Raw genomic sequence first — 23,340 nt, 5'->3', positions numbered from 1 at the left:
GGCCTCCTCTGCTGGCGATGGGTCAGGCTACCAGAGTCCGAGGATCTTCCACCACAGCCCGCCGAGCAGGGCGAAGACCACCAGCTCCAGCACGCACATCACGAAGCCGACCTTCCACCACTCGCCGAGCGAGACATAGCCGCTGCCGAAGATGATCGGCGAGGTGCCGGTGGCATAATGGGTCAGCGTCATCATGATGGTGGAGCCTGCGACCATCATCATCAGGAACAGCACGACATAGTCGGCCGGCACCAGCTGCACGCCGACGGTCAGGAAGGCCAGCATCATGGCGCTGATATGCGCGGTGGTGCTGGCGAACATGTAGTGGGAGAACACAAACAGCAGCACCAGCAGCGCCGCCGCCAGCTCCCAGCCCAGGCCGGCGGCGGCGATGCCGCCCTGCAGCCCGGCCGAGAGCCAGGCGATGACGCCGACCTTGTTGAGCTGCTCGGCCATCATCACCAGGGCGCCGAACCAGATCAGCGTGTCCCAGGCGCTCTTCTCCGACAGCACGTCGTCCCAGTCGAGCGTGCCGGTGATGATCAGCGCGAAGAGCCCGACCAGCGCGACGGCCGTCGGGTCCAGGGTGAAGGCCGGGCCCAGGATCATGGCGGGCACATTGGCCCAGAGCACGAGGAGCAGGCCGAAGGTGCCGATCATCACCTTCTCCTTGCCCGAGAGCGGACCCATCTTCGCGAGCTCCCCGCGCGCATAGCCGACGGCGTCCGGCGTCGCCTTCACCTCCGGCGGCGACAGCAGGGCGATGACCAGCGGCATGGCCAGCAGGCAGGTGAGCGCAGGCACGACCATGTAGAGCGCTCAGTCGGTCCAGGAGAGATGGAAATTCCCCTGTGTCACCCGCGCGACATAGTCAACCACCAGCGGATTGGGGGCGGTCGCCGTGATGAACATGCCCGAGGTGATGGTGTTGGCATGGATGTTCACCAGCGACAGGTAGGTGCCCATCTTCCGCTCGGTGCCCTGGGCCGGGTCGGAGCCGAAGGTCGCGGCGATCGACTTCATGATCGGATGCACGATGCCGCCGCCACGCGCGGTGTTGCTCGGCGTGAAGGGCGCCAGCAGCAGCTCGCACACCGCCAGGCCGTAGCCGATGCCGATGGTGCGGCGGCCCAGCAGCGCGATGAAGGCCAGGCCGATCCGGTTGCCCAGCCCGGTCTTCTTCAACCCGCGCGAGATCATGATGGCGATGACGATCAGCCAGATCAGCGGATTGGACAGGCTTCCCAGCGCATCCGCCATCGCCCCGCGCGAGGTGGTGTTGGTCACCTGCGACAGCGAGACGATGACGATCGCCATCATCGCCATCACGCCGATCGGCATCACCTTCAGGATGATGGCCAGGATGGTGGTGAGGAAGATGGCGACCAGGCCCCAGGCCTTGGGCGTCAGCCCCTCGGGGACCGGCATCAGCAGCAGCGCGACGAGGAAGAGGGTCGTGATGATGGCGGGCTTCAGCCGGAAAGGCACGGCATCGTTGAAATACACCAGCATCGCTCGAAGACGCTCAGGCATCGCGGGCCCCTGTCATCCTGGGGATCGGGCCGTCACGGCCTCGGCGCCCGATCCTGTTGATCCTGCGCCCGGTGCGGCGCCGCCCGCGATCCGGCAGCCGGCCGGCCGGGCGGCGTAGCTTTGCCGCAGGATCGACCGGCCGGCAACCGCAACGAATTTTTGCGACACGCGCCGCCGGCCGCACCGAATCCAGCCACGGTCGCCGGGCCAGAAATCGCGACATCGACAGCCAGGAGTCTCGAATGTGCGGGGAATCCACCGCCGCGGCGAAGGCGGCGCTCAACCGCGACGTTGGATTTCTTCCAGATTGTATAAGGGGAGATGCATGCGGCCGCCACCAGGCGGCCGGCGTCGACCGTGCCCTGCCCGGTCAGGCGATCGAGCCTCGGGCGCGCTCCTGGCGGGGAGATGGTGGCCGCGGCGACGCCTGACCGATCCGCCGCGCGTCGGCGCCCGCAGCCGGATCTGTCGCCGGATCGAGGAAGGTGTAGAGCGCGGCGATCTTGCCCTCCCGCACCAGGATCACGTCCAGCCCGGTGACCCGCGGCGCCTCGCCGGGCGGGCCGAAGCCCCAGGCCAGGCGGCCCGCCTCCTGCACCGCCTGGACCGGCCCGGCGACCCGGAAGCTCCAGCCGGGGGCACGCGCCAGCAGGGCCTCCACCTGCCGGTCCAGCGCCGCATGACCGGTCGCGCGGCCATGCGGGTCGGCGAAGACCACGTCTCCGGCGAAGAGGTCCGCGATGGCGCGGCGGCGCCGGGCCGGATCCCGCTCGCCGAAGACCTCCAGGAGGTTGCGGGTCAGCAGGGAAGCGATGATGTCGTCCATCGGGGACCTCCCGGGCCGGGACGCGTCAGACCTGCGCCAGGCCGCCATCGGCGAAAAGCTCGGCACCGGCGACGAAGCTGCTGTCGTCGGAGGCCAGGAACAGCACCGCGCGGGCGATCTCCTCGGGTTCCGCCACGCGGCCGAGCGGCACCTGCGCGGCCAGCGCGTCCAGCAGCCCCTGCTGCTGCGCCGCGTCGTCGCCGGCGAGCTCGACCAGGCCGGTGGTGCGCACCGGGCCCGGGCTGATGACGTTGACCCGGATGCCGCGCGGCTTCAGGTCCAGCGTCCAGCTGCGCGCCAGGTTGCGCACCGCCGCCTTGGAGGCGCTGTAGAGGCTGAAGGCCGCCGTGCCGACCGTCCCCGCCGTCGAGCCGGTCAGGATCACCGCCGAGCCGTCCACCAGCAGCGGCAGCGCCTTCTGCACGGTGAAGACCACCGCCTTCACGTTGCGGCCGAAGATGTCGTCGTACTGCGCCTCGGTGATGGCGCCGAGCGGCAGCATGGTGCCGCCGCCGGCATTGGCGAAGAGCACGTCGATCCGCCCGGCCTCGGCCTTCACCCTCTCGTAGAGCCGGTTGAGGTCCTCGGCTTTGGTGGAATCCGCCTGGATGCCGGTGGCGTCGGGGCCGATGGCCGCGACCGCGCGGTCGAGCTCCGCCTGGCGGCGGCCGGTGACGAAGACGCGGGCGCCTTCGGCGGCGAAGCGCCGGGCGGTGGCGAGGCCGATGCCGCTGGTGCCGCCGGTGACGACCGCGATCTTGCCTTCGAGCTTGCGAGCCATGTCTGCAACTCCGTTGCTGGTTGATGGCCGAAGCCTATGGCCAGCCCGGTCCCGGCAAAATAGAAAGGGTTGAAAGCCATCGTTGCAGGATTGTCGATGTCGAAGCTGCCGGATTTCGAGGCCCTGGCCATGGTCGCCAAGGTGGCGGAGGAGCGCTCCTATGCCGGGGCGGCCCGGGCGCTGGGCGTCTCCGTCGCCACGGTGTCGCGCGCCGTGACGCGGCTGGAGGAGCGGCTGGGCGGCCGCGTCTTCAACCGCAGCTCGCGCCGCCTGGCGCTGACCGATCTGGGCCGGGGCCTGGCCGAGCGTGCCACCCGCGTCCTCTGGGAAGCCGAGGCGGCGGAGAGCGCGGCGCGCGAGCTGGCCAACCGTCCGCGCGGCACGGTGCGGCTGGCGGTGCCGATGTCCTTCGGGCTGCGCTGGGTGGCGCCGCTGCTGCCCGAATTCTTCCGGGCCTATCCGGAGATCGCCGTCGACCTGCATCTGAGCGATGCCAGCGTCGACCTGATCGGCGAGGGCTTCGACGCCGCGCTGCGCATCGCCGTGCTGGAGGATTCCTCCCTCGTCGCCCGGCGGCTCTGCCCGATGACGCGGCAGATCGTGGCGGCGCCGGGCTATCTGGCGCGCTATGGCAGGCCGCAGCATCCCGGCGACCTCGTGGCGCATCACTGCCTGGGCTATGCCTACCGGGCGCGCGGCGAGGCCTGGCGCTTCACCGGCCCGGACGGCGCGGCGCAGGCGGTCACGCCCTCGGGCCCGCTGCGGGTGACCAATGTCGATGCCCTGCTGCCGACCCTGCTGGCGGGAATGGGCATCGCCGAGCTGCCGGAGTTCATCGCCGCCGGGCATCTGGCCGCGGGCCGGCTCGAGGCGCTGCTGACCGACTGGCAGCTGGCGCCCGGCGGGCTGTATTTCGTCACCCCCACCGCGCGGAACCGGCCGGCGAAGGTCGAGGCGCTGGCCGATTTCCTGGCGGAGCGTCTGTCGCGGCCGGGCTGGCGCGAGGGGGGTTCCCAGAGCGCGATGGCTTGAGCTGGATCCGCGGAAGCGCCGGGATCACGGGCTGCGGCAGCAGGCCGGATCTAAGGCGCCATGCTGCGGAAGACGCCGTCGCGGCGCAGGAGGCGATGCATCAGCGCCGCCCCCAGATGCAGCAGGACCAGCAGGAACAGGCCATAGGCCAGCAGCTGATGGGCCGAGCGCAGCGCGGCATGCAGGCCCGGCGAGGCCGGCAGGATGGCGGGCAGGGCGAGCTGGCCATAGAGCACCACCGGCACCTGGCCGGCCGACTGCATGGCCCATCCGATCAGCGGCAGCCCCAGCATCAGCCCGTAGAGCAGCCAGTGCGACGCGCGCGCCGCGAAGCCCTGCCAGGCCGGCAGATCCGCCGGCAGCGGCGGTGCCGGTTTCCGCAGGCGGTTGGCCAGGCGCAGCGCCGCGAGGCAGAGGATCGCCACGCCCAGGGGGCGGTGGATGGCGACCAGCATCGCGTAGCGCTCCGACACGGTCGAGACCATGCCGACGCCGATGAACAGCATGGCCAGGATCAGCGCCGCCATCAGCCAGTGCAGCAGCCGTGCCAGGGGATCAAAGCGGGGATCGGAGCGGGTCATGGCGCGTTCCTCGGGCTGGCGGCAGGGGGCGCGATGGCGCTGGGCGACTTCGCCTCACCGTCGCGCAGCCGGGCCGAGCGGGCATAGGCGGCCGAGCGCGCGCTCAGCAGCGGGTCGTCGGAGGCGGCGATGCCGTCCGGCAGGGTCAGCGGATCGAAATTGATGTCGCGGCAGGCGCCGTCGTCCTCGCTCTCCACGCCAGCGATGGTCAGGACACCGAATTCCACCTGGCGCCGCTCCGGCGGCCAGATCGCCGTGGCGTCGCTGGTCGGGTCGCCGGGCTCGGCCAGGGTGACCATCAGCCGCCAGCGCAGCGGGGCCTGGGCCACCGCCGCGGCCAGGCCGTCGAAGACCGCGTCGCGGCCCTGGGCGGCCCGGGCGTCGAAGGGGGCGAAGGGCTGCTCCGGCACCATGGCCCAGCGCACCGGCGTCTCGCGCCCCGCGCCGTCGACCAGCAGGAAGGCGTTGACGCTGTGATAGGTGCCGTTGCCGAAGCCGGAGGCGGGCGGGAAGGACCGCCCCAGGGCCAGCGCCCGGACGGTTTCCGGGTGATCGGCCAGGAAGGCCTGCAGCTTCGCGGGATCGGGTCGATGCGTGGCCGGATCGGGCGCGCTGGCCTGCTGCAGGGCGAAGAAGTCGGCGGCGTTGCGGACCGGGAAGGCGGGCGAGCTGTTCATGCCGGTCCGCCAGACGGCGCCATCCGGGCTGGTCAGCTGCAGGGCCATGCTGCGCACCGGCACCGCGGCATCGGGTGCGGCCGGATTGCCGCCCGGCAGCGCGAAGCGGCCCAGCACCGGCACCGTGCCCGGCCGGAAGACCGTGGCGCGCGACCATTCCTGCCCGGCGCCGCTGCTGGCAAAGCGGCCGGTGACGCAGACCCCCTTGGCGTGGTTGCGGCGGAAGCCGGGATGCGGCCCGGCATTGGCCTCGAGCTGTCCGACCAGCCGCGCGGGCGACAGCCGGTCCGGGGTCAGCCAGCCCCCCGCATAGGCGAAGCCGCCGGCGGCGGCCGCCAGCACCGCGCCGATCCCCGCAAGCCGCAGCAGGGCCGCGATGCCGGTGACCGGCACGCCCCCGCGCTGCCCTTGATCCTCATCCATGCTGCGCCTCGTGGCTGTTGCTGCCCTGTCCTACGCAGCCGCCGCGCGCCGCATTACGGCGCCCGGCCGGATTTTCGCGCCGGCGGATTTCTGCGCCGCCGGCCGTAACGCCCGGGGCCGCGGGGCCGTAGAAGGGAGGGATGAGGCAGGGCGAGGCGTGACCACCGGTCGCCGGGAAGCGGATTGGGCGGAGTGGATGCGGGCGGCGCGGGCGGGCGATGCGGCGGCGTATCGCCGGTTCCTGCTGGGCGTGGCGCCCTATCTGCGCGCCCTGGCGCGGCGCAGCTGCCAGCGGGCCGGACTGCCCCGGGAGGAGGCGGAGGATGTGGTGCAGGACGTGCTGCTGGCGATCCACCTGAAGCGGCACAGCTGGGACGCGGCGCGGCCGATCGGCCCCTGGCTGGCGGCGATCACCCGCAACCGGCTGATCGACGGCTTCCGCCGGCGCGGCGCCCGCCCGCCGGAGGTGTCGCTCGCGCTGGTCGCCGAGACGCTGGCGGCCGGGGAGGGCGAGGCGGCCGATGCCCGCCACGATGTCGGCCGCCTGCTGGCGCAGCTGGCGCCGCGCCAGCGGCAGGTCGTCGAGGCGGTGTCGATCGAGGGCCGCTCGGCCGGCGAGGCGGCCGCCCGGCTGCGCATGAGCGAGGGCGCGGTCCGGGTCACCCTGCACCGGGCGTTGAAGCTGCTGGCGGCGCTGCACCGGAAGGAGACCGCATGAGGACCGAGGATTTCATCGCCGCCCTGGCCGCGGATCACCGGCGGCCGCGGCTCGGGCCGGCGGTGACGCCCGGGCTGGCATTGGGGCTGGCGGTGGCGTCGGGGGGCCTGGCCGCGCTGCTGCTGCTGGCCCTGGTCGCGGGCTTCCGTCCGGGGCTGGGCGCCGCGCTGGGGACGCTGCGGGTCGGCTTCAAGGTCGCCCTGATGCTGTCGCTGCTGGCGCCGGCGCTGGGCCTGCTGCGCCGGCTGGCGGAACCGGGCGCGCCGCTCGGTCCCTGGCCGCGATGGCTGCTGCTGCCGTCCCTGCTGGCCCTGGCGGCCCTGGCCCTGGAAGCCGGCGCCATCCCGGCCGCGACCTGGCGCGACCGCATGATCGGGCAGAGCGCCGCCTTCTGCCTGGTCATGATCCCGCTGCTGGCCGCGGCGCCCATGGCCGCCCTGATGCTGGCCCTGCGGCAGGGGGCGCCGACGCAGCCTGGCCTGGCGGGGCTGGTCGCGGGCCTGGCCTCCGGCTGCCTCGCCGGCGGCATCTACGCCTTGCGCTGCGGCGATGACAGCCCGTTCTTCGTCATCCTCTGGTTCGGCCTGGCGATCGGCATCGTCGCCTCGGCCGGGTGGCTGATCGGGCGCCGCTGGCTGCGCTGGTAGGACGCCGTTCCGGCGCGGCGCAGGCGCGCCCGCACGGGAAGCCGGGCGGGGGGTCCCGCAGGCCAGCCGCCTCCGGCGCCCCCCCTCGGAGAGGGCGCGGGCAGCGCCGCGGCTCCATCGGCAGGACCGGACGGGGACGGCCTGCCGGCCCCGCAGCCTGATCCTCGCCGGCCCGCAGATCCTTCACGGCCTCCCGCGGCAGCAACCGGCGACAGCCGGCGGACGTTCGTCTGCGCATGAGCAGCACACTGATCGCGATCCTGATCCTGGCCTTCCTGGCGCTGGTGATCCTGCTGGCGGACCGCCTCGAATTCCTCGCCGTGTTCAAGCGCAAGCGGTGACGCCGGGGCGCCGCGACGGACCGCGCCGGCGGGCGGGGACCGCCTGCGTGGCGGCCGTGCCGCGCCGCCACCCGCGCGCTTCAGCCCTTCCGCTCAGGGTGTCGCCGCCTGGCCGGCGAACCAGGCGGCGACCGCCTTCGCCTGCGCCTCGGTCAGCCGGTCGCCGATGGTGCGCATGACCGGCTCGCGCCGCTGGCCGTCGCGGAACAGGCCGAGCTGCGTTTCGAGATAGGCGGCGTGCTGGCCGTCCAGCCGCGGCCAGAGCGGGTTGCGCGCCCGGGCCGCGCCGCCATGGCAGGACAGGCAGGCCGGAACCTGTGCCGCGGCGATGCCCTCGCGGGCGATGCGGCCGCCCAGCTCGAGGACCGCCGGGGCCACGGCGGGCGCGCCGGGCGCGGCTGCCGCGGGCTGGGAAGCGTAATGGCGGGCCAGCGCCTGCAGCATGGCATCGTCCATCCCCTGCACCGGCACCTGCATCAGCGCGCCGGGCCGGTCGCCCTGCGCGAAGGCGCGCAGCGAGGACAGCAGGGCCGCCTCGCTCAGCCCGGCCAGGCGTGGGAAGGCGGCGCCGTCCCGGCCCAGCCCGTCGCGGCCGTGGCAGCGGGCGCAGCTGGCCAGCGCCGCCTCGAACCCGTCGCCGCCCTGCGGCCGGCCGGCCATCTCGCCATCGGCCAGCAGGCGGTAGTCCTCGGGGGCGAGCTCCGGCAGCAGCCTGAGGAAGGCGACCATCGCCCAGATCTCGTCGTGCCGCTCGGGCGCCAGCCAGCCCGGCATGCCGGTGTAGCGCACGCCGTGCTGCACGATGCGGAACAGCTGCTTCGGCGACCAGTCCTCGATGTCCCTGGAAAAATCCGGCGGCGGCGGGGTGCTCCGCTGCATGACCGGGTTCTGCGGCGCGCCGGGGGCACCGTGGCAGGGCGCGCAGCCTTCGGCATAATGCCCGGCGCCGCGGGCCTGCAGCGCGCGGTCGTCGAGCGGGGGCGGCGCCTCGACCAGCAGCGAATAGGTGCGGACCGAGCTGCGCATGGCGCCATGCAGCAGCCAGTCGGTGACCGCCCAGTGGCCGCCGGTCGCCGCCACGTTGAACAGGCCGGAGAAGACGAACAGCAGCCCGCCGAGGCCCAGCCCGGCGAGGCCGAGGAAGACCCGACGCCAGGTGACCCGCAGCATCATGCCGTCTTCTCCTCGCGCAGCAGCCGCGCGGCGAGAACCAGGCCGCCGGTCAGATAGGCGGCGCCGCCGACCAGCAGCATGACCACGCCGCCCAGGCTCTGGTCCTCCAGCACGGTCAGGCCCAGGCAGGCCTCGTGGTCGTAGAGCGGGCGCGGGGCGAGCGTCAGCAGGGCGCCCAGCAGGGTCATGTGCATCGAGGTCAGCAGCAAGGCCAGGATGCCGCCCGCCCCGCGCGCGCCGGGGCCGATGCTTGCGAGCCAGAGCAGCAGGCCTGCCGCGAGGAAGCAGCCCTGCTCCAGCGCGCGGACACCCAGCGAGCCTGATGCCGCATTGTGCGGCCCCGGGAGATGCCAGCCCCAGACCGCGGCGAATTCGAGCACCGAGGCGGCGATCGGCCCGGTCCGGCGCGGCCGGCGCGTCGTCACGTCGAGGCGGCTGCCGGACAGGCCGATGGCGATCAGGGGCGCGGCGACGGCGACGACCGCCATGTGCCGCACCATGCCGCCGGTGAAGCTCGGGCCGAGGGCGGCGTAGAGCGGCCCGCCCCAGGCCAGGGCCAGCACGCCGATCCCCGCGGGCAGCGCGACGCCGCGCATCAGCGGCAATCCCGGATCAGGAAGGCGGGCAGCGCGATGAAGATGACGCTGACGAAGCTCAGCGCCGAGAGCAGCAGCGTCGCATAGCCCAGGAAGCGCTGCCGGTCCTCTGGTGTCGCCGCGTCATGCGGCAGGTCGTGGAAGCCCCCGCCGGTATGGCGCCAGGCCTGCCGCGCGCCGATGACGATCAGCAGCAGGGCGACGGCGGTGCCGGCGGCGACCAGCGGCCGCACCATGCCGAGCGCGGCGAAGGCCTGGCCGCCCTCGGGCGCCGTCAGGCTGATCCCCGCCTTGGCGCATTGCACGGCGGCGACGACGTAGCAGTAGAGGAAATGCGTGGCCCAGACGGTGGGCGGCATCAGCAGGGTCCAGAGATCGGCGCGGTCGCGCAGGCGGAGAACCATCGGCCTGCCCCTCAGCTCAGCAGCGGGAAGAGCGCGGTGACGGCCAGCGTCACCGCGCCGGTCAGCGTGGCGAAATGCCCGTAGAGCACGACGTTGTGGATATCGATGTCGTAGGCTCGGGTCAGCTTGCTCGCCAGGCTGCGCGCCAGGCAGTAGGCCTGCATGAGGACGCCGAGCAGCAGGTGCAGCGCGGCCCAGCCCAGCAGCACCCAGACGGTCGCCGGATAGGCATGGCTGACCGGGTCCAGCCCGGCCTGCCAGGGCGCCCAGAGCATGGCGCCGCCGCTGGCCAGGCCCAGCGCCATGCCCGCCAGCAGCCCGAGCCGCAGGCCCAGCGGGCTGTCCGCCGCGTTGCGCTCCCGGGCCCAGAGCATCGCGCCCCAGGAGGCCGCCAGGGTGACGGCCGCGACCGCCGGCCAGAGCAGCCCCGGTCCCATCGGGCTGCCATCGGCCAGCCGCGGCGGAAACACCTCATGGATGGTCCAGAAGTAGAAGAAACCGAAGACCAGGCTGGCGAAGGCGGTCATGTCGCCGAACATGGTGATGAACATCGCCCACCAGCCGACCGAGCGCGGCCCGGAGACATAGAGCGGCAGGCGCAGGCCCCGGCCGATATCCTTGTCGTCGGCGTCGGGGATGACGGCGGTGCCGCGCCACAGCCAGACCATGATGGCGAGGATGCCCGCCACCCCGATCGCCAGCGAGCTCCAGTAGTAATGGAAGGCGGTGCCGATGAAGCTGGCGCCGATCAGCACGGCGCAGAGCATCGGCAGGAAGCTGTTGCCGGGGACGCGCAGGCATTGCTCGGGCTCGGCATCGAGCACGGAGGTGACCAGGGTCTCGCGCTTGCCTTCCTGCGCGTCGGGCAGGTACCAGCGGCCTTCGGCGACCTCGCGCGGCAGCTCCGGCTGGTCCCAGAGCGGATAGCGCGACGACACCGCGGGGACGCTGCGGATGCCGTAATCGGGCGCCGGCAGCGGCCCGACCCATTCCAGCGTGCCGGATTTCCACAGATTCGCCGGCGCGGCGGCGCGGCGACGGACACCGATGAACAGGTCGATGGTGAAGATCAGCACGCCGGCGGCGAACAGGAAGGCGCCGCAGGTGGAGACCAGGTTCAGCCAGTCCCAGCCGATCCCGGCCGGATAGGTGAAGACGCGGCGCGGCATCCCGCGCAGGCCGGTGAAGTGCATCGGCAGGAAGGCGATGTTGAAGCCGGCGAACATCAGCCAGAAGGCGCGCTTGCCCCAGCGGTCGGACAGCGGCCGCCCCAGCACCAGCGGGACATAGTAATAGGCGCCGGCAAACAGCGGGAACAGCATGCCGCCGCCCAGCGTGTAGTGCAGGTGGGCGACGACGAAATAGCTGTCATGCGCCTGCCAGTCGAAGGGCGCGATGGCCACCATCACGCCCGTCAGCCCGCCGCACACGAAGATCGCCAGCGACCCGGCGGCGAAGAGCATCGGCACCGACATCACCATCCGCCCTGCCAGCATGGTGGCGAGGAAGACGAAAAGCTGCACGCCTGTCGGGATGGCCACGGCCTCGGACGCGGCCGAGAAGAACCCCAGCGAGATCGCCGGCAGCCCCGTGGTGAACATGTGGTGCACCCAGAGCCCGAAGCTCAGGAAGCCGGTGCCGATGGCGGCCAGCACGATCCAGGAATAGCCGATGATCGGGCGGCGGGCGAAGCTCGGCACCATCATCGCCAGCAGGGCGATGGAGGGCAGGAAGACGATATAGACCTCCGGATGGCCGAAGATCCAGAACAGGTGCTGCCACAGCAGCGGGTCGCCGCCGCGCGCCGGGTCGAAGAAGGGCCAGTCCGCCAGCCGCTGCAGTTCGAACAGGATGTCGCCCGCGATCAGCGGCGGAAACGCGAAAAGGATCATGCCGCCGACGATCAGCACGTACCAGCAGTAGAGCGGCATGGTGTTGATGCGCATGCCGGGGGGGCGGCATTTCAGCACGCCGACGATCAGCTCGACGGCCGCGGCGATGGAGGCGACCTCGATGAAGGACAGGCCGAGCAGCCAGATATCGGCGCCGATCCCGGTCAGCTTCGGGTTGGTGGTCAGCGGCGGATACATGAACCAGCCGCCATCGGGCGCCGCATTGAAGAAGATCGAGCCGCAGACGAAGACGCCGCCGATCAGGAAGCACCAGTAGCCGAAGGCGGACAGCCGCGGGAAGGGCAGGTCGCGCGCCGCCAGCATGGTCGGCAGCAGCAGGATGGCCACCGCCTCGAAGATCGGCACGGCGAAGAGGAACATCATCGCCGTGCCGTGCAGCGTGAAAAGCTGGTTGTAGCGGCCGGCCGGGACCAGGTCGTTCTCGGGCACCGCCAGCTGGGCGCGGACCAGCAGCGCCAGGACCCCGGCAAACAGGAAGAAGGCGAAGGCGGTCGCGGTGTACCAGCGGCCAACCTCGGTGTTGTTCACCGCCGACCAGTAGCGCCAGCCCGGCGGCGAGGCCCAGACGCGGCCGAGGCGTTCTTCCTGCTGCGCGCGAAGCTCGTCGCTCATCGCAGGCTCCCCAGCCAGGCGGCGATGGCGGCTGTCTCGGCCGCGGGCAGCATGGCGAAGCCCGGCATGCGCGCGCCGGGCTTGATGACGTTCACCTCGCGGATGAAGCGGTCGATCGTCGCGGCGTCGTTCGGCAGGATGCCGGCGCCCAGGCTGTGCCGCCCGGCCAGATGCGTCAGCTCCGGCCCGATGCGCCCCGCCGCCGCCGTGCCGCGCACCGTGTGGCAGGCGCCGCAGCCGCGCGCCATGAACAGCGCCGCGCCCTCGCCGCGCGGGGTGGCGGCGGGGGCGAGCTCGGCCGCGACCCAGGCGTCGAAATCGGCCGGCTCCATCACCTCGACGCTGAAGGCCATCAGCGCATGGGAGGATCCGCAGAACTCGGCGCAGACGCCGCGGAACTGCCCTGTTCTTTCCGGCTCCAGCACCAGGCGGTTGGTGGCGCCGGGGATCATGTCCATCTTGCCGCCCAGCGCCGGGATCCAGAAGGAATGGATGACATCCTGCGCGGTCAGCAGGAACTCGCTGCGCTGGCCGCGCGGCAGGCGGACCTCATTGGCCGTGGTCAGGCTGCGGCCATCGGGCAGCGTGTAGCGGATGCGCCACCAGAACTGCTCGCCCTGGACCTCGATGCGCAGGCCGTCGCCCGGGGCGCGCAGCGTCGGCATCAGCCCGAGGCCGAAGACCAGCAGCGCCGCCAGGATCAGCGTCGGCGTGACGGCGCCACCCCAGAGGATCAGCCGTGCCGCGCTGCGATCCGACCATGGTGCCTGGCGGCGGCGGGAGGCATGGAGCGCGAGCAGCATCATCGCCAGCCAGATGACGGCGCCCGCCACCAGCATGACCCAGAACAGGCGCGCGACCACCCGCGCCTCCTGCCCGGCGGGATCCAGCGCCGACTGAAAGCCGCTGCAGCCTGCCAGCGCCAGGGCGGACGCCAGGACGAGAAGGGGCCGTCGCCCTGGCCATCGGCGCCTTTCGTCCAAAGCCATCCCCGTTGCTCCGTGGCGCGACAATGCGCGGGAGGCACGAAGGTTGCGGGGTGTTCATGATCGGAGGACGACAGGTCTGCCGCGCCGGGCCGCCTGGCTTGGAGACCGCCGGGGCGTGGCGTGGTCGTGCAGGCGCGGCAGCAGGGTCGCGTCTGGGCCATCGGCGCAGACCGGTCCGGCCTGGCGGACGGTGAAAGGGAAATGCAACGGCGCAGGGTCCGTCCGAAAGTACCACGAGGCAATGGCGCCCACGCTGGGACTGAGCGTTTGTTATGCTGTCTTCGCGGCGTCTTGCCTGTCCGAAACTTGTCCGACGGGCGGGATTTATTGATATCGGCGTGCCCTGCCGCACGCGCCCCGCCTTCCAATCCGCCCCGGTCCTGCGCGCGAGCCAAGCGGATGGCCGGAGCTGCGCCGCCTGCGCCCTCCCCTGGAGACATGCGACCATGGTTGCTGCAAAGCCCGTCCGCTACACCGCGGCCGTCGAGGACGTCCAGCCTGGCGAGGCGGAGACGGTCCAGGCGCTCAACGACGCGTTCGATACGATCCTGGAGACCACGGCCAGGGACTACGGTCATGCGGTTCGCTCGGTGCATGCCAAGGCGCATGCCATCCTCGAGGGTCGCATGGCGATCGCCGGGGATCTGCCTCCCGAGCTGGCGCAAGGCCTCTTCGCCCGGCCGGGCGAGCACAAGGTGTACATGCGCATCTCGACCAATGCCGGGGATATCCTGCCGGATGCGGTCTCGCTGCCGCGTGGCCTGGCCATGAAGGTGCTGGACGTCGAAGGCGCGCGACTGCCCGGTGCCGCGGGCACCACCCAGGACTTCATCCTGGTGAACGGGCCCGTCTTCCAAACGCGGACCGCCGACCAGTTCCACGGCAACCTGAAGCTGCTGGCGAAGACCACCGACCGCATGGAGGGCACCAAGAAGGTCATGTCCTCCGTCCTGCGGGGCGTGAACACCGCGCTGACGGCGGTGGGCGTCGAGAGCCCGAAGCTGCAGGCGCTCGGCGGCGCCCCGAATGTCGATCCGCTGGGCGAGACCTATTACAGCGTCACCCCGTTCCGCTACGGCGACCATATCGCCAAGTTCAGCATCGTGCCCGTGGCGCCGGCCCTGCTCGCACGGAAGGACAGCATCATCGACGCCTCGGGACGGCCGGACGCGATCCGCGAGACGGTGCGATCCGAAATGGCAGGCATTGGCGGTGTCTGGGAGATGCGGGTGCAGCTCTGCCGGGACCTGGAGCGGCAGCCCGTCGAGGATCCCACCGTGGCGTGGGACGAAGACGAAGCCCCGTTCCAGACGGTCGCCACCATCACCGTGCCGCCGCAGGACAGCTGGGACGCCGACCGGGTGCGGGCGGTGGACGAGCAGATGCGCTTCAGCATCTGGACCGGCCTGATGGCGCATCAGCCGCTCGGCAACATCAACCGGGCCAGGCGGGACACCTACCGGCATTCCGCGCAGTTCCGCGCGCGTGTCAACGGCTGCCCGATGCACGAGCCGGGCGCCCGCTCCGGCGCGTGAGCGCCGCCAGGCGCCGTCGCCTTCCCGGGCGTGCCGCCGGCTCGCCTCGCCGCTCCAGCCTGTGGCCCCGGGCGGCGGACCGCCACGCAGGCGACGGTCCGGGGGCCGCCGCGGAAGGGACGGCGCCTGCGGACCGGGCGGCGGCTGCCGTCCTCCGGGGGCGCCAGGAGGACGGGCCTGGCGCCCCTGCATCCTCAGGCCAGGGCGGGCAGCCGGTCGAGATGCTTGTCCAGCGTGACCGGGTAGTCCCGCACCCGCACGCCGGTGGCATTGTAGACGGCATTGGCGATGGCCGCCGCGACGCCGCAGATGCCGAGCTCGCCGACGCCCTTGGCCTTCATCGGCGAGGAGATCGGGTCGACCTCGTCGAGGAAGATCACCTCCTGATGCGGCACGTCGGCATGCACCGGCACCTCGTAGCCGGCCAGGTCGTGGTTGACGAAGAGGCCGTGGCGGGTGTCGACCGCCAGCTCCTCCATCAGGGCGCCGCCGATCCCCATGGTCATGGCGCCGATCACCTGGCTGCGGGCCGTCTTCGGATTGAGGATCCGCCCGGCGGCGCAGACCGCCAGCATGCGCCGGACCCGCGTCTCGCCGGTCGCCGCGTCGACCGCCACCTCGACGAAATGCGCGCCGAAGGTCGACTGCTGGTACGTCTCCGCCAAGTCGCCGAATTCGATGCTGTCCTCGGCCACCAGCCCGTCGGGCCCGGCCGCCTCGGCCAGGTCGGCGCTGCGGTTGCCCGCGCGGATCTGGCCGCCCTCGAAGACCGCATCGGCCGAATTGAAGCCCAAACGCTGGGCCACGGCATCGCGCAGCTTGACGCAGGCGGCATAGACGCCCGCCGTCGCGCTGTTGGCGCCCCATTGCCCGCCCGACCCGGCCGAGACGGGGAAGCTGGAATCGCCCAGCCGCACCGTGACCCGGTCGATCGCGACCCCCATCATCTCGGCCGCCGTCTGGGCGATGATGGTGTAGCTGCCGGTGCCGATATCGGTCATGTCGGTCTCGACCGTGACCCGCCCGTCGCGGTCCAGCCGCAGCCTGGCGCCGGATTGCGTCACCAGGTTGTTGCGGAAGGCGGCCGCGACGCCGAGGCCGGTCAGCCAGCGCCCGTCGCGCCGGCTGCCGGGCCGGCCGTCGCGCCGCTCCCAGCCGAAGCGCGCGGCGCCCTGCCGCAGGCATTCGACCAGCTGGCGCTGCGAGAAGGGGCGCTCCGGGTCGTTCGGATCCACCTGGGTGTCGTTGAGGATGCGGAAGGCGACCGGGTCCATGCCGAGCTTTTCCGCCATCTCGTCCATGGCGATCTCCAGCGCCATCAGCCCGGGCGCCTCGCCGGGGGCGCGCATGGCATTGCCCTCCGGCAGGTCGAGCACGGCGAGGCGCAGCTGGGTCAGCCGGTTCGCCCCGGCATAGAGCAGCCGCGTCTGGTCGACCGCCGTCTCCGGCCCGCCGCCCTCCTGGTCGCCCGACCAGCTTTCATGCCCGATGGCGGTGAGGCGGCCGTCGCGGCCGGCGCCGAGGCGGATGCGCTGGATGGTGGCCGGCCGGTGGGTGGTGTTGTTCATCATCAGCGGCCGCGACAGCGCGACCTTCACCGGGCGCCCCGCCGCCCGGGCGCCGAGGGCGGCCAGCAGCGCATCGGCGCGCAGGAACAGCTTGCCGCCGAAGCCGCCGCCGACGAAGGCCGAGACCAGCCGCACCTTCTCCCGCGGCAGCTTCAGGGTCCTGGCCAGGTCGCCGGCGCCCCAGTCGATCATCTGGTTGGAGGTCCAGACCGTCACCCGGTCGCCGTCCCAGGCGGCGACGGAGGCATGCGGCTCCATCATCGCGTGGCTCTGGTCGGGGGTGGTGTAGGTGGCGTCGAGCCGCACCGGCGCCGCGGCATAGGTGCCGGCGAAATCGCCGGTCGCGGTCGCCGACTGGTCGACCTTCTTCGCGGTGTCGCGCGTGGCGGCCAGGTCATAGGCGCCCTCGGCCACGGCATAGTCGACCCGGATCAGGGCGGCCGCGGCGCGCGCCTGCTCGAAGTTTTCCGCCACCACCAGGGCGATGGCCTGGTGGTAGTGATCGACCTCTGGCCCGCCGAGCAGCCGCACCGTGTTCATCTTGCCCTTGTCGAGCGGCCCGGCATTCGCGGCGGTGACGATGGCCAGCACGCCGGGCGCCGCGCGGGCGGCGTCCAGCTCCATGCCGGTGATGCGGCCTTTGGCGATGCCGGCCCCGACCACATGGCCATAGGCGGCATCGGCCACCGCCTGATGGCGATGCTCATAGGCATAGGGCGCCTGGCCGGTGGTCTTCAGCGGGCCGTCGATGCGGTCCAGCGGCTGGCCGACGACGCGCAGCCGGTCGATCGGGTTGAGCGTGGCGGGCTTGTCAAACTTCATCGGCTCAGCTCCTGGCCTCGGCCAGCACCGCCTGCAGCGTGCGCGCCGCCAGCGTGACCTTGAAGGCGTTGTCCTGCGTGGGCCGGGCCCCGTCCAGGATGGCGTCGATCGCCGCGCGGGCGCCGCGGGCCAGCTCGGGCTCGGCGGCCTCGACGCGCCAGGGCCGGGCCGCGACCCCGCCAAGCGCCACCCGCGCCGTGCCGTCCGGCTGCACGACGGCGCCGACCGAGACGAGGGCGAAGGCATAGGAGGCGCGGTCGCGCACCTTGCGGTAGATCTGGCGGCCGCCGACCGGCGGCGGCAGGGTGACGCCGGTGATCAGCTCGCCCGGCTGCAGCGCCGTCTCGTGTTGTGGCGTGTCGCCGGGCAGGCGGTGGAATTCGGCGACCGGGATGGCGCGCGTGCTGCCATCCGCCGCCACGGTCTCGACCACGGCGTCGAGCGCGCGCAGGGCCACCGCCATGTCGGACGGATTGGTGGCGATGCAGGCCTCGCTGTGGCCGATCACCGCAAGCTGGCGGGTGACCCCGCCCAGGGCGGCGCAGCCCGCGCCGGGCTGGCGCTTGTTGCAGGCCATGTTGCCGTCATAGAAATACGGGCAGCGCGTCCGCTGCAGCAGGTTCCCCGCCGTCGTCGCCTTGTTGCGCAGCTGCCCGGACGCGCCTGCCAGCAGCGCGCGCGACAGCAGCGCATAGTCGCGGCGGATGCGCGGATCGGCGGCCAGGTCGGTGTTGCGCACCAGGGCGCCGATCCGGAGGCCGCCGTCCGGCGTCGCCTCGATCCGGTCGAGCGCCAGGCCGTTCACGTCGATCAGATGCGACGGCGTCTCGATCTCCAGCTTCATCAGGTCGAGCAGGTTGGTGCCGCCGGCGATGAAGCGCGCATCGGGATGGCGCCGGGCGGCGGCCGCGGCCTCGGCCGGGGAGGCCGCGCGCTCGTAGGTGAAGGGCTTCATGCCTGGCGCTCCGCGACCTCGGTGATGGCGTCGACGATGTTCGAATAGGCGCCGCAGCGGCAGATGTTGCCGCTCATCCTTTCGCGGATCTCCTCGGCGGTGACCTGCGGCGTGGCGGTCAGGTCGGCGCTGGCATGGCTGGGGATGCCCGCGCGGATCTCGTCGAGCATGGCCGCGGAGGAGCAGATCTGCCCCGGCGTGCAGTAGCCGCACTGGTAGCCGTCATGCCGGACGAAGGCCGCCTGCAGCGGATGCAGCCGGTCGGGGCTGCCCAGCCCCTCGATGGTGGTGATCGTGTCGCCCTCGTGCATGACAGCAAGCGTCAGGCAGGCATTGATGCGGCGGCCGTCGACGAGGACGGTGCAGGCGCCGCACTGGCCGTGGTCGCATCCCTTCTTGGTGCCGGTCAGCCGCAGATGCTCGCGCAACGCATCGAGCAGGGTGGTGCGCGTGTCGAGCTCGAGGCGGCAGGCCTCGCCGTTGACGCGGAAGGAGACCTTGGCCAGGGCAGCCGCTGCGGCGCGTGGCGCCGCCGCAGCCTGCGCCGGCGCCCGTGCCTCCGAAGCCGAGGGGGCCGCCATCATCGCGGCGGTCGCGGCCGTGCCGGTGACCAGGTCGCGCCGGGTGGTCGCGACGTCAGGTGCTCGCATGGTCGACTCCAGTTCTTCTGTTGCTCGCCTGGGCCCAGGGGGAGGGGCCCGGCGCTTCCCGTCCATGTCGGACGCGGCCCGCAGGCCGCGCCAGCTGGAGGCTCAACGCGCCGCGCGGCGCGTCATGCCGGTGCTCCGCCGAAAGTGAGAAGGGCCTGCCGGCCGCTACAACGCCAGGCTGGCGACCGAGCCGCCATCGACGCGCAGATTGGCACCGGTGACGAAGCTGGCGGCGCTGGAGGCGAGGAAAGCGATCGCCGCCGCCACCTCCGCGGGCTCGCCGCGCCGGCGAAGCTCCAGCGTGGGGCGCTCCTCCTGCAGGAAGCTTGCGACCGCCTCGTCAACACTGCAGCCCATGGCCTTTGCGCGCTTCTGCATCATCGCATCCGTCATCGGCGTGTGAATGAAGGCGGGCGAGACCGTGTTGACCAGCACGCCCTTGCGCGCATAGGCCTTCGACAATCCTTTCGCGAGATTGAGGATCGCGGCCTTGGCGGCGCAATAGGGCAGCTCGTCGGCATAGGGCTGCGCGGCATCTTCCGAGGCCAGCAACACGACGCGGCCCCAGCCCCCGGCTGCCATGCCCGGCAGCACCGCCCGCAGCAGCCGCACCGCAGCCATCAGATCGACGTCGAGCGCCAGCCGCCAGTCGTCGTCGGACAGCGTCTCGAAGTCACCGGTCGGCCCGGTGATCCCGGCGGCGTGCACGAGGATGTCGACGCGGCCCGCGGCCTCCGACAACCGGGCCACGGCCTTGGGATCGGTCAGGTCGGCGGCGATTGCGACAACGTCGCCGACAATCCCGGCGGCGGCGGCCTGCAGCTTGGCCTCGTCGACATCCGACAGGATGATCCGGGCGCCGGCCGCCGCCAGCTGCTGCGCCGTGGCCAGGCCGATGCCGGAATCGCCGCCGGTCACGAGGGCCACGCGGCCGGTGATGCCAAGATCCATGGGAAATCTCCAGAATGCAGCAGAAGGACGCGGCGGTGGGGGTCGAGGTTGCGCAGCACCCCGCAGCATCAGGCGACGCCGGATCGGCAACCTGCGGACAGGCGCGTCGGTTCCCGCCCTGGCAGAGACATGGCAGGAGGCCGAATTGCCCCGGGGCGACAAACCCGCCCGTACCGGCAAGCAGAAACGCAAGGCCGCGCAGACCGAGGCGGGCTATGAGGCCCGCGGCGTGTCGCAGGAAGAGGCCGGGCGCCGCGCCTGGGCGACGGTCAACAGGGACAGCGGCGGCGGCAACAGGAGCGGGTCGCGACGTGGCAGGCCGGACAGCCGGGCGGGCGCAGGTCGCCAGCAACGGGCCGGCGGGGCGGGCAGGGCATCGCCCCGCTCGCCAGCGGCCGATGGATCGCCGCGCGGCTCTGCACGGCTTCGTCGCCATCTGCATCATGTCCCTTGGCGCCGGGCCCGGCGGGAAGGTGGCAGGCCGGATCGTCTGCCCTGACCTGCTGGCGGGTCCCGTCACGCCGCGGCCGCCTGCACCGGCTCCCGTCCTCGCTGTTGTCCGGGGATCATCCCTCCGGCAGCCATCGCCGGGACCGCATCGGAGATCCCGCAACCCGGCGGCACGATCCTCCGTTCTGATCCGGCCCCGCCGGGTCGAGGAGATGCCTGTTGCTGCACCAGCCGCTTCTCGACCTGCCTCTGCATCCCGGACCCGGGCTGCTCGACGCGGTCGTTGCCATCCCGGTTCGCGATGAGGCGGATCATCTTCCGGCCTGCCTGGAGGCCCTCGCGCAGCAGCAGCAGTCTGCCGGCCTGGCCGTCCTCCTGCTGCTCAACGACTGCCGCGACGGCAGCGCCGGCATCGCCCGCCGCTGGGCCGCCAGCGCCGGCATTCCCGTCCTGCTGCAGGAGGTCCGCCTGCCGCCCGCGGCGCGCCATGTCGGCGAGGCGCGCGGCCAGGCGCTGGATGCTGCCGCGCTCTGGCTGGAGGCCTGCGGACCGTCCTCCTCCGGCGAGGCCCTGTTGCTGACCACCGATGCGGACAGCCGGGTCGCACCCGACTGGCTGCAGGCCAACCGGCGCGCCCTCGGCGCGGGCGCCGATGCGGTCGCGGGCTTTGTCGAATACGACCTGGCGGCCGCGCCGGACCTGCCGCCTGCCCTGGCCGCGCGGCTGCAAGCGCAGGCTCGCTACGCCGCCCTGCTCGCCCGGATCGACAGCCTGGCCGATGCCGAGCCGCATGACCCCTGGCCGCGGCACCGCATGGCCTCGGGGGCCAGCCTGGCGCTGACGCTGGCGGCCTATCGCCGGATCGGCGGTCTGCCCCGCCTGCCGGTCGGCGAGGATCGCGCGCTGGCGGCCGCCGTCCAGGCGGCCGGGCTGCGGCTGCGCCACGCGCCGGAGGTGCGCGTCGCCACCTCCTGCCGCCGCCTGGGCCGCGCGGCGGGCGGCGCGGCGGCCACCCTGGCGCGCTGGCAGGCAGAGCCCGAGCTCACCGGCGACCCGCAGCTGGAGGCACCCGGCGCCGCCTGGCGCCGGGCGGTGTTGCGCGGCCAGGCGCGGGCCGCCCATGCCCGCGGCGGCCTGGCCGGCCTGGCGCCGCTGCTGGGGCTGGAGGCTGCTATCCTGGACCCGCTCCAGGGCCCGCCCTTCGCGGCCGCCTGGCAGGAGGTGGAACGGCGGTCCCTGCGGCTGGCGGCGCGTGCCGTGCCCCCCGCGCTGCTGCCTTCGGCCATGCTGGCCGCCCAGGCGCTGATCCTGCGGCGCGGCGGCGTTCAGGCCTGGAGATAGAGCTCGGCGGGACGTTCGGCGCGCGCCAGCATCGTGGCGTCGAGCGCGAAGCCGCCCGGCAGGTCGCCAAGCTGCGACCGGTGGGCCTGCACGGCGGCGCGCTTCTCCGGCAGCCAGCGCGTGATGTCCAGCCAGGCGCCGCGCGGCGGCTGGGGCAGCACGGTCTCGCCGGGCAGCGCATGGCCCCAGACCGGATAGGCGAGATGGCGGCGGCCGGGTGGCAGCGCCGCCTGCATCGCCGCGCAGGCCTGATGGTCGCAATGCGGGTCACCGCCCCAGGTGGCCAGGACCGTGCCGGCATCGATATCCGCAGCGATGGCGCCGATGCGGTCGACCGCCTGCCGGAACGCGGCGCCGGTGTCGGGCACCCGGCTGTCCGGCAGGCGGAGGAAGCTTGCGGCTTCGGGCCCGGCGCCGAGACGGCGCAGCGCCTCGAGCGCCTCGGCTTCCCGCCTGTCGCGCAGCGCGGCGCCCGGATGGTCCGGATGGGAGGCGGCGCCATCCGACAGGAAGACCACGCGCAGCGCCCGCCCCGCCGCCAGCGACGCGGCGATCAGGCCGCCGCAGCCCAGGCTCTCGTCATCCGCATGCGGCGCCAGCACCAGCACGCCGCCGGGCGCCAGGATCTCGTCCAGAGGCCGGACAGGCAGCGCCCCGGCCTGCGCCCAGAAGTCGCGCGCGCGGATCACCACGGCAGCGCCTCCCGGCGCAGCAACTCCGCCGCGCCGAGCTCAAGCGCCCGGTCGGGCGCGGGCTGGCGCAGATAGGTGGCCAGATCGCGGGCGATGCGCTCGACCGGCGCGGGGCGCATGAAGGCGGCCAGGCCGATCGAGCGCTGCACCAGCTCCAGCAGGGTCAGCGCCGCCTGCTCCACGGCGCGCCGCGCCAGGTTGACGGCGGCGACGGCCGCCTCGACATCCGCGGGCCCGGCCGAAAGCCGCGCCGATTGCAGGATCCAGAGGCGCGCGGTCTGGGCGGCGATGGCGGCCTCGCCGAAGCGCTGGCGCTGCGCACGGTCCTCGTCGCGGCCGCTGTCGCGCAGGTGCTGCCGCAGCAGGTCGAGCAGCGCCGCCATGCCGCCGCCCTGCACCGCCAGGCAGCGCCAGGCGCCGGTGGAAAAGGCAGGCTCGCGCAGATAGTCGCCGGGGCTCCCGATCGGCGGCGGCGCGATGACGCCGTCGAAGCTGACCCGGCCGGTCGCCGAGGCCTGCATGCCCTGCGCGGTCCATCCCGAGAGGTCGGCGCCCTGGCCTGGCGACAGGCGCGGGATCAGCATGACCGCGCCCCCGGGCGAGGCCGCCGTCACCAGCGGCCGCGTCACATGCCCGGCGCCGGAGGCGAGGATCTTCGCGCCCTGCAGCCGGTCCTGCCGCAGCTGCAGCGGCTGCGCCCGGTCATCGGTGTTCCAGACGCCGAAGAGCGCGCCCGCCGCGGCGGCCTCAGCGGCCTCCGCCAGCTGCGCCGCGCTGCCGTAGCGCCGCACCAGCTGCAGCGCGTTGACATGGCCCTCGTAGAGACGGCCGAGCGGCAGGCTGCCCTGGCCGATCGCCATCAGCACCTCGGCCAGCTCACGATGGCCGTCGAGGCCTTCGCCGAGATCGCGCCCGCCGAGCGCGGCAGGCAGCGGCGCGGTCAGCAGTCCGCTGCCGGCCAGGGCGGCGACATCCTCGGCGGGGAAGGCGCCGGGGGTATCGAGCGCGGCGGCGTGCAGCGTGGCGATCCCTGCCACGGCCTGGGCCCGGCTGAGCAGGCTGCCCCGGTCGCCGGAGGTCAGGGGAGAAAATGTGTCCATCCTCCGGGTAATGCCGCGGCGCATCAGGAG

Annotated in this window: 20 protein-coding genes and 1 pseudogene; 5 read left to right on the top strand and 16 right to left on the bottom strand. The window is 72.9% G+C overall.

From position 1 onward, the window contains the following. Positions 1 to 27: 27 nt before the first annotated feature. The 3 genes and pseudogenes from BKE38_RS33325 to BKE38_RS17075 all read right to left on the bottom strand — a co-directional run bounded on the left by BKE38_RS33325 (position 28) and on the right by BKE38_RS17075 (position 3,140). Positions 28 to 1,512: pseudogene (locus tag BKE38_RS33325) on the bottom strand (DASS family sodium-coupled anion symporter). A 391-nt stretch (positions 1,513 to 1,903) separates the two neighbouring features. Continuing rightward, positions 1,904 to 2,359 carry a nuclear transport factor 2 family protein gene (locus BKE38_RS17080; RefSeq protein WP_076958481.1) on the bottom strand — a complete coding sequence of 152 codons (456 nt, stop codon included), beginning with the start codon at positions 2,357 to 2,359 and terminating at the stop codon, positions 1,904 to 1,906. Between the two features lie 25 nt (positions 2,360 to 2,384). Continuing rightward, a complete protein-coding gene (locus BKE38_RS17075) occupies positions 2,385 to 3,140 on the bottom strand; it encodes an SDR family oxidoreductase (RefSeq protein ID WP_076958480.1) in 756 nt (251 codons plus the stop codon). Between the two features lie 96 nt (positions 3,141 to 3,236). Here BKE38_RS17075 and BKE38_RS17070 point away from each other — a divergent pair, with 96 nt between their 5' ends. Then, positions 3,237 to 4,172 (top strand): LysR family transcriptional regulator, encoded by a 936-nt coding sequence (locus BKE38_RS17070; protein WP_076958479.1) that lies wholly within the window; start codon positions 3,237 to 3,239, stop codon positions 4,170 to 4,172. Between the two features lie 50 nt (positions 4,173 to 4,222). Here the strand turns inward: BKE38_RS17070 and BKE38_RS17065 are convergent, their stop codons facing one another. Beyond that, the gene (locus BKE38_RS17065; RefSeq protein WP_076958478.1) at positions 4,223 to 4,753 is read right to left on the bottom strand and encodes a cytochrome b; all 531 of its coding nucleotides are present in this window, start codon (positions 4,751 to 4,753) and stop codon (positions 4,223 to 4,225) included. Then, positions 4,750 to 5,853 (bottom strand): catalase family peroxidase, encoded by a 1,104-nt coding sequence (locus BKE38_RS17060; protein WP_076958477.1) that lies wholly within the window; start codon positions 5,851 to 5,853, stop codon positions 4,750 to 4,752. The genes BKE38_RS17065 and BKE38_RS17060 overlap by 4 nt, the downstream gene beginning before the upstream one ends. Before the next feature lie 157 nt (positions 5,854 to 6,010). On the opposite strand from BKE38_RS17060, the gene BKE38_RS17055 reads away from it, so the two are divergent. Together BKE38_RS17055 and BKE38_RS17050 are read left to right on the top strand one after the other, a co-directional pair. Next, entirely contained in the window at positions 6,011 to 6,571 is a 561-nt protein-coding gene (locus BKE38_RS17055) for a sigma-70 family RNA polymerase sigma factor (protein WP_076958476.1), read from the top strand. Continuing rightward, positions 6,568 to 7,218 (top strand): NrsF family protein, encoded by a 651-nt coding sequence (locus tag BKE38_RS17050; RefSeq protein WP_076958475.1) that lies wholly within the window; start codon positions 6,568 to 6,570, stop codon positions 7,216 to 7,218. Before BKE38_RS17055 ends, BKE38_RS17050 begins: the two co-directional genes overlap by 4 nt. 434 nt (positions 7,219 to 7,652) lie before the next feature. Here BKE38_RS17050 and BKE38_RS17045 read toward each other — a convergent pair whose 3' ends face one another. From BKE38_RS17045 to coxB, 5 genes are read right to left on the bottom strand one after another with little or no spacing between them, the layout of a single operon-like run. Continuing rightward, a complete protein-coding gene (locus tag BKE38_RS17045; RefSeq protein ID WP_083747618.1) occupies positions 7,653 to 8,732 on the bottom strand; it encodes a c-type cytochrome in 1,080 nt (359 codons plus the stop codon). Continuing rightward, on the bottom strand, positions 8,729 to 9,328 hold the full coding sequence (locus BKE38_RS17040) for a cytochrome c oxidase assembly protein (protein ID WP_242662435.1): 600 nt from the start codon (positions 9,326 to 9,328) through the stop codon (positions 8,729 to 8,731). Before BKE38_RS17040 ends, BKE38_RS17045 begins: the two co-directional genes overlap by 4 nt. After that, positions 9,328 to 9,732 carry a hypothetical protein gene (locus BKE38_RS17035; RefSeq protein WP_076958473.1) on the bottom strand — a complete coding sequence of 135 codons (405 nt, stop codon included), beginning with the start codon at positions 9,730 to 9,732 and terminating at the stop codon, positions 9,328 to 9,330. Before BKE38_RS17035 ends, BKE38_RS17040 begins: the two co-directional genes overlap by 1 nt. A gap of 11 nt (positions 9,733 to 9,743) precedes the next feature. Continuing rightward, complete coding sequence (ctaD, locus tag BKE38_RS17030) at positions 9,744 to 12,257, bottom strand: cytochrome c oxidase subunit I (RefSeq protein WP_076958472.1); 2,514 nt, start codon at positions 12,255 to 12,257, stop codon at positions 9,744 to 9,746. Further along, the gene (gene coxB, locus BKE38_RS17025; protein WP_242662433.1) at positions 12,254 to 13,120 is read right to left on the bottom strand and encodes a cytochrome c oxidase subunit II; all 867 of its coding nucleotides are present in this window, start codon (positions 13,118 to 13,120) and stop codon (positions 12,254 to 12,256) included. Before coxB ends, ctaD begins: the two co-directional genes overlap by 4 nt. Positions 13,121 to 13,692: 572 nt before the next feature. On the opposite strand from coxB, the gene BKE38_RS17020 reads away from it, so the two are divergent. Continuing rightward, a complete protein-coding gene (locus BKE38_RS17020; RefSeq protein WP_076958470.1) occupies positions 13,693 to 14,781 on the top strand; it encodes a catalase family protein in 1,089 nt (362 codons plus the stop codon). Between the two features lie 194 nt (positions 14,782 to 14,975). Here BKE38_RS17020 and paoC read toward each other — a convergent pair whose 3' ends face one another. From paoC to BKE38_RS17000, 4 genes are all read right to left on the bottom strand, one after another. After that, positions 14,976 to 17,171 carry an aldehyde oxidoreductase molybdenum-binding subunit PaoC gene (paoC, locus tag BKE38_RS17015; RefSeq protein ID WP_076958469.1) on the bottom strand — a complete coding sequence of 732 codons (2,196 nt, stop codon included), beginning with the start codon at positions 17,169 to 17,171 and terminating at the stop codon, positions 14,976 to 14,978. Between the two features lie 4 nt (positions 17,172 to 17,175). Further along, on the bottom strand, positions 17,176 to 18,126 hold the full coding sequence (locus BKE38_RS17010) for an FAD binding domain-containing protein (protein ID WP_076958468.1): 951 nt from the start codon (positions 18,124 to 18,126) through the stop codon (positions 17,176 to 17,178). Continuing rightward, complete coding sequence (gene paoA, locus BKE38_RS17005) at positions 18,123 to 18,776, bottom strand: aldehyde dehydrogenase iron-sulfur subunit PaoA (RefSeq protein ID WP_076958467.1); 654 nt, start codon at positions 18,774 to 18,776, stop codon at positions 18,123 to 18,125. Before paoA ends, BKE38_RS17010 begins: the two co-directional genes overlap by 4 nt. Before the next feature lie 165 nt (positions 18,777 to 18,941). Beyond that, positions 18,942 to 19,727 (bottom strand): SDR family NAD(P)-dependent oxidoreductase, encoded by a 786-nt coding sequence (locus BKE38_RS17000; RefSeq protein WP_076958466.1) that lies wholly within the window; start codon positions 19,725 to 19,727, stop codon positions 18,942 to 18,944. Positions 19,728 to 20,396: 669 nt separating this feature from the next. Between BKE38_RS17000 and BKE38_RS16990 the strand changes: the two genes are divergently transcribed. Next, entirely contained in the window at positions 20,397 to 21,518 is a 1,122-nt protein-coding gene (locus BKE38_RS16990; protein ID WP_106409242.1) for a glycosyltransferase family protein, read from the top strand. On the opposite strand, the gene BKE38_RS16985 is transcribed toward BKE38_RS16990, so the two are convergent. Together BKE38_RS16985 and BKE38_RS16980 are read right to left on the bottom strand one after the other, a co-directional pair. Continuing rightward, entirely contained in the window at positions 21,503 to 22,210 is a 708-nt protein-coding gene (locus BKE38_RS16985) for a PIG-L deacetylase family protein (RefSeq protein WP_106409241.1), read from the bottom strand. The genes BKE38_RS16990 and BKE38_RS16985 overlap by 16 nt on opposite strands. Then, complete coding sequence (locus tag BKE38_RS16980) at positions 22,204 to 23,310, bottom strand: acyl-CoA dehydrogenase family protein (RefSeq protein WP_076958464.1); 1,107 nt, start codon at positions 23,308 to 23,310, stop codon at positions 22,204 to 22,206. Before BKE38_RS16980 ends, BKE38_RS16985 begins: the two co-directional genes overlap by 7 nt. Positions 23,311 to 23,340: the final 30 nt, after the last annotated feature.

The sequence above is a fragment of the Teichococcus deserti genome (genome assembly GCF_001982615.1).
GTDB lineage: Bacteria > Pseudomonadota > Alphaproteobacteria > Acetobacterales > Acetobacteraceae > Pseudoroseomonas > Pseudoroseomonas deserti.
The sequence above is the reverse complement of the archived record's forward strand: the minus strand, read 5'-3'. Positions and strand labels throughout refer to the sequence as shown.